Here is a 4854-nt window from a genome sequence, read left to right as displayed (position 1 = left end):
ATAGGCCGCCGAGACCTCCTTGAACCGCGCCTCCGCCGCCGCGTTGCCGGGGTTGAGGTCGGGATGATGGTCCTTCGCCAGCCGGCGATAGGCCCGCCTTATGTCATCCTGCCCCGCATCGCGCGCCACACCCAGAACGTCGTAAGGATCCTTCACTCTGCCTCATCCCGGAACAGCGTCGTCTGTCGCGATCAAAGCACGCCGCGGGACGGCTGTCAGCCGCCCCGCCCGGCGGGGCGCACGAGGCTCGCCTGCGGCCCGTCCCGCCCCTCGGCCACGGCGAGGCGCACATCATCGCCCACGCGCAGCCGCGCGAACCCGTTTCCGGCCACGCTGTTGCGGTGGAAATACACTTCGCGCCCGTCATCCGTCGCGATGAAGCCATAGTCGGCATCGGCGACGAACCGGACCACCTGACCATGGACCAGCGCCTCCTCATGGTGCTTCACCGCGTCGTCGAGCCGCCGCGCATGGTCCTCCAGCTTGCGTACCGCGGCATCGAACGCGTCGCGAACCGCGACATACGGATCCTCATGCGCGTGGTTCTCCGGGCTTTCCCGGTTGATCACGATATCGCCCCGCGGCACCGCGATCTCGATCCGTGCGCGGTAGAGCTTGCCCTTGTGGTGATGCCGGTGCGGCGCCTCGATGATGACATGGCAGCGCAGGATCCGCGCCTCAAACCGGCTCAGCGCCTCCGCCTTCTCGCGGATGCGCGCCTCGAGCGCGGGGGAACGGTCGATGTCCTTGAAGGTGATCTGCAGCGGCAGGGTCATTGCGACTTCTCCTTGGCTCTTGCCTGTCACATGAACAGCCTAGGCCTTCATCCGTCCGCCGCATTGACCGACGTCAAGACGCGTCCGCCATTCCCAATCTTTCGTTAAGGATTTTCTGTTTCCCTGCGCGCAGTGCACAGACATCGGGAGTATGGCGTGCTTCACAAGCTTTCGATTCGTCATCAATTCGCGGCGATCGGCCTTTTCGGTATCACCATGACGATTGCCGCCCTGGTGATCAGCCTGCTCGGCGCCTATCACCTCGAACTGAACGCGAAGAAGGCGGAAGTCCGCACCCTGGTGAACAATGCCGTCGCCCTCACCGGCTCCTTCGTCCGCCTCGCCAAATACGGCGCCCTGACCGAAGACCAGGCGCAGGGCCTGGCTCTCGAGATTCTCGGCGCCGCCAGGTTCGATCACGGCAACTACTATTTTGTGGACGACAAGGACGGCACGATCATCCAGCACGCCAACAAGGCCCTGATCGGCACGAACCGCAGCAACACCAAGGATGCCTACGGCACCTACATCATCCGGCCGATGCTGAAGGCGGCACTGGCGGGCCACCCGATCTTCCACGAATACTACATTCCGAAGGCCGGCTCGAAGACGCCCGAGGCCAAGATTTCCTACATGGCCAAGGTGCCCGGGTGGAACTGGGTGATCGGCACCGGCATGTATGTCAGCGACCTGCGCACCTCGTTCTGGAGCAACGTTGCCCGTTTCGTCGGCATCTTCGTACCGGTCTTCCTGCTCTTCCTGGTCGCGATGTATTTCATCCAGCGCAACATCGCCGGAATCCTGAAGGCCATGACCGGTGCGATGGCGCGGCTCTCGAAGGGCGACCTGAAGGCGGAGGTGCCCTATGTCGCGCGCGCCGATGAAATCGGCGGCATGGCCCGGGCCGTCGAGGTCTTCAAGGCGGCCGGCATCGAGAAAGCCAGGCTCGAAGCCGAGGCGGCCGCTTCACGCGCGGCGCGCGAGGCCGAGGCCGCACGAAGCGCGGCCGAGCGCGAACAAGCGGCGCAGCAACTCGCATTCGTCGTCGAATCCATCGCGACCGGCCTTGAGAATCTCGCTGCCGGGCGAATTACCTATCGCCTCAACACGTCCTTCGCCGCCGAATACGAACGCCTGCGCACCGATTTCAACGCGGCGATGGAGAGGCTTCAGGACACGATGCGGGTGATCGCCGCGAACACCTCGGCAATCCGCTCCGGCACCGGCGAAATCGCCGCCGCCGCCGACGATCTGGCGCGGCGCACCGAACACCAGGCCGCAACGATCGAGGAAACCGCCGCCACTCTCAGCGAAATCACCGAAACCGTCAGCGGCACCGCAACCCATGCCGCCCATGCGCGCGAGGCCGTCAGTGCCGCCATGGCGGATGCCGGGCGCGGAGGCGCCGTTGTCGCCCGCGCCGTGGCCGCCATGGGCGAAATCGAGACCTCCGCCGAGCAGATCGGCAACATCATCGGCGTGATCGACGAAATCGCCTTCCAGACCAATCTCCTTGCGCTGAACGCCGGCGTCGAGGCGGCCCGCGCGGGCGATGCCGGGCGCGGCTTCGCGGTCGTCGCCTCCGAGGTGCGGGCGCTGGCCCAGCGATCGGCCGATGCGGCGAAGGAAATCAAGGCGTTGATCTCGAAATCGAACCAGCAGGTCGCCGCCGGCGTCGATCAGGTCGGGCAGACCGGCAAGGCGCTGGAACGCATCGTGGCCCAGATCGCCGAGATCAACCAGGTCGTCAGCGACATCGCCAGCGGCGCGCAGGGCAATTCCGCCCGCCTGCTCCAGGTCAACGATGCCGTGAGCCAGATGGACCAGGCGACCCAGCAGAATGCTGCGATGGTCGAGGAGTCGACCGCGGCAAGCCACAACCTGGCGCGTGAGGTCAAGCAGCTCGCAGCCCTGATCCACCGCTTCGATATCGAGGAGTCTGCTCCGGCACCGGTGCGCTCTCCGGCTCCGGCCGAACGGCCGGCCGCGGCACCGCCCGCCCGGCGCATGCCGGAACCGACCATGGCCGATGAAGGCTGGGAGGAGTTCTGAGGCGAAGCCGCGCCATCACGCCTCGGCGCGCGGCGCATATCGCGCCAACGCGGCCGACCGGCGCATCACCGCGCGCGCGTCCCCCGCGTGGATGACGCCGAGAGCCTCGGCCTGCAGCAGCAGATTGCCAGAGGTCGTCGCCTCCACCGGCCCGGCCACGACCTCGAGCCCCACCGCATCGGCGATCGCCTGATTGAGCAGCGCCATGCGCGAGCCACCGCCGACGACATGCACGGTCCGGCTCCGCCGGTCCGCCACCCGGTCGACCATGCGCAGGGTGCGGGCGATCGCCTCGCCCAGGCTGTTCAGGATCACCCGCGTCGCCGCCGCCTCGCTCTCGGGCGCGCGTCGTCCGTGCGCCGCGCACCAGCGCGCGATGCGCGCCGGCATGTCCATCCCCGGCTGCAGGAACAGCGGGTCCTCGGCGTCGATCACGGTGTCGGTCGCGACCTTTTCCGCCGCCGCCAGTAGCGCCTCGATCGGCGGATCGCCCCAGCCGCGCATCGATTCCTGCAACAGGAACAATCCGCTCGTGTTGCGCAGCAGCCGCGTCGTGCCCCGCACGCCCTGCTCGTTGGTCACGTTCGCCTCCCGCGCCGCCGCGGTCAGCACCGGCGCCGTCACCTCGATGCCGGTCAGGCACCAGGTCCCGCTCGAGACGTAGCTCCAGGGCAGATCGTCCGCCGCCGGAATCGCGGCGACGGCACTCGCGGTATCATGCGTCGCCGGGGCCACCACCACGGCGCCCTGCAGTCCGGTATCCGCCGCGATCTCCGGCAGCAGCGGACCCAGGACCGTTCCGGGCTCCACCAGTTCCGGAAACATCGCGGGATCGAACCCCGCCGCGGCGATCAGCGCCTCCGCCCAGCCACGACGCACCGGATCGTAGAGCTGGGTCGTGCTAGCATTGGTATGCTCGGCGACGATCCGGCCGGTGAGCCAGAAGTTCAGCAGGTCGGGCAACATCAGCAGATGTGCCGCATGGTCGAACAGGCGGGGCGCATCCCGCCGCGCCGCGACAAGCTGCGGCAAGGTGTTGATCGGCAGGAACTGGATGCCCGTGGCGGCATAGATCGCCTCGCGCGGCAGCCGCGGCGCGATCAGGTCATAGGCCCCCGCGGTCCGCTCGTCGCGGTAGCAATGCACCATGCCGAGCGGCACCCGGTCGGCATCCAGCAGCGCGTAATCGACGCCCCAGGTCGTCACGCCGAGACTGGCGACCGCCCCCCCGCGCGCGACCTTGCGCAGTCCGTCCCGGATTTCCTGCCACAGCCGCAGCACATCCCAGTAGAGATGCCGGCCGAGGCGCACCGGCCGGTTCGGAAACCGGTGGACGATCTCGAAATCCAGAACGCCCTCCGTGACCGCGCCGCAGGCGACGCGTCCGCCGGAAGCGCCGAGATCGATCGCGACGTGGCGCGGCGCCTCAGCGGACATAGGCCGCCGGCACGCCGCCATCGACGGTCAGCACGCCGCCGGTCGTCTTCGCCGAAAGGCCGGAGGCGAAGAAGAACACGGCCTCGGCCACATCCTCCGGCAGAATGTTCACCTTCAGCGTGGTGCGCGCGCGGTAATGCGCTTCCAGCTCGTCATCGCTGATGCCATAGGTCGCGGCACGATCCGCCCGCCAGGCGGAATTCCAGATCGAGGATCCGGCCAGCACCGCGTCCGGCAACACCGTGTTCACCCGGATCCCGGCGCCGCCGCCCTCCTCGGCGAGGCAGCGGGCCAGGTGCAGTTCCGCCGCCTTCGCCGCCGAATAGGCACCGGCATTGCGCCCGGCCGCGACCGCGTTCTTGCTGGCGACGAACACCAGCGACCCGCCGCCCGCCTGCGCGCGCAGGATGCGGAAGGCCGCGCGGGCGACGAGGAAGTAACCGGTCGCGAGAATGTCGAACTGCACCTGCCAGTCCGCGAGGCTGGTCTCCTCGATCGGCGCGCTGCGGCTGATCCCCGCGTTGTTCACCACGACATCGACGCCGCCATAGGCCAGCACCGTCTCCTCGAACGCCGTGCCGACGGCGGC

General features: G+C 68.2%; 5 protein-coding genes. 1 reads left to right on the top strand and 4 read right to left on the bottom strand.

The genetic code is table 11. The features are described from left to right. A partial coding sequence (locus APM_RS20385; RefSeq protein WP_007423433.1) for a DnaJ domain-containing protein occupies positions 1 to 156 on the bottom strand: 156 nt, incomplete at its 3' end. A gap of 59 nt (positions 157 to 215) precedes the next feature. After that, positions 216 to 776, bottom strand: coding sequence for an HPF/RaiA family ribosome-associated protein (locus APM_RS10910; protein ID WP_007423432.1), 561 nt, complete (start codon positions 774 to 776; stop codon positions 216 to 218). A gap of 156 nt (positions 777 to 932) precedes the next feature. On the opposite strand from APM_RS10910, the gene APM_RS10905 reads away from it, so the two are divergent. After that, a complete protein-coding gene (locus APM_RS10905) occupies positions 933 to 2828 on the top strand; it encodes a methyl-accepting chemotaxis protein (protein ID WP_007423431.1) in 1896 nt (631 codons plus the stop codon). A gap of 15 nt (positions 2829 to 2843) precedes the next feature. On the opposite strand, the gene APM_RS10900 is transcribed toward APM_RS10905, so the two are convergent. Together APM_RS10900 and APM_RS10895 are read right to left on the bottom strand one after the other, a co-directional pair. Further along, complete coding sequence (locus tag APM_RS10900) at positions 2844 to 4265, bottom strand: rhamnulokinase family protein (RefSeq protein WP_007423430.1); 1422 nt, start codon at positions 4263 to 4265, stop codon at positions 2844 to 2846. Continuing rightward, on the bottom strand, positions 4255 to 4854 hold a 600-nt coding region (locus APM_RS10895), incomplete at its 5' end, for an SDR family oxidoreductase (RefSeq protein ID WP_007423429.1). The genes APM_RS10895 and APM_RS10900, both read right to left, overlap by 11 nt.

The organism is Acidiphilium sp. PM (assembly GCF_000219295.1).
GTDB lineage: Bacteria > Pseudomonadota > Alphaproteobacteria > Acetobacterales > Acetobacteraceae > Acidiphilium > Acidiphilium multivorum.
This window is presented reverse-complemented; position numbering and strand designations above follow the sequence as displayed.